At 73.9% G+C, this 1082-nt stretch carries 1 protein-coding gene; it reads left to right on the forward strand.

The window, feature by feature from the left end; genetic code table 11:
• Positions 1 to 27: 27 nt before the first annotated feature.
• The coding region (locus AB0B57_RS36810; RefSeq protein WP_357081103.1) for a polyketide synthase dehydratase domain-containing protein at positions 28 to 1082 on the forward strand (1055 nt) is incomplete at its 3' end.

Below are 1082 nucleotides of genomic sequence, written 5' to 3' on the forward strand. Positions count from 1 at the left end.
CATGGGGTGTCGCCGGATTGGTCGGTGATGTTCCCGTCGGCGCCGCGGGTGGAGTTGCCGACGTATGCGTTCCAACGCCACCGCTACTGGCTCGAGGCGGGAGCCCCCGCCGCCACCGACGCGGCCGGATTCGGCCTCACGTCGACCGAACACCCGATGCTCGGCGCCGCGGTCGCCCTTCCGGACTCCGGCGGGTTGCTCTACACGTCGCGTCTCTCGTTGGCGACCCATGCGTGGCTGGCCGACCACGCCGTCGGCGGGAATGTCCTCCTCCCCGGCGCGGCCCTCGTCGAACTGGCGATCCGCGCGGGCGACGACGTCGGCTGCGGGCTGCTCGCCGACCTCACCCTGGAGGCGCCGCTCGTCGTACCGGCCACCGGCGGCGTGCGCATGCGGGTCACCGTGGGCGAGGCGGACAACTCCGGCGCCCGCCGGGTCGCCGTCTACTCGGTGGAGGAACAGACGTCCGGCGAGGCCGCGTCGACCCTGCACGCCAGCGGCACCCTGCGCCCGGTTGCCCCGGCGGACTCCGTCGTCACGCGGCAGTGGTCGCCGGCCGACTCCGACGAACTCGACGTCACCGACCTGTACGACCGGTTGGCCGGCGTCGGGCTCGACTACGGCCCGGCCTTCCGGGGCGTACGGCGGGCCTGGCGGGACGGCGCGGACGTCCTGGCCGAGGTCGTGCTCGCCGACGAGGCGTCCGGGGAGGGCTACGGCATCCACCCCGCGCTGCTCGACGCGGCGCTGCACGCCGCTGCGTTCACCACGGACGTCACCGAGCCGAAGGTGCCGTTCGCCTGGTCCGAGGTGACGCTGCACGCCACCGGTGCGACCACCGTCCGGGTCCGGCTGTCGCCGGCCGGCACGGACACCCTCGCCATCGAGGTGACCGACGCGGATGGGCACCTGGTGCTCACCGCCGGTGAGCTCGTCCTGCGGCCCGTGCCGCAGCCGTCGTCCGCCGCGGGTAGCACGCCGTTGTTCGAGGTGGTGCCGGTGGTGGTGGGTGTGCCGGTGGTGGGTGGTGTGTCGGTGGGTGGGTGGCCGGTGTCTGGTGGTGTGGTGCCGGATGTGGTGGT

The organism is Micromonospora sp. NPDC049101, assembly GCF_040648675.1.
In the GTDB taxonomy this organism is placed as follows: domain Bacteria; phylum Actinomycetota; class Actinomycetes; order Mycobacteriales; family Micromonosporaceae; genus Micromonospora.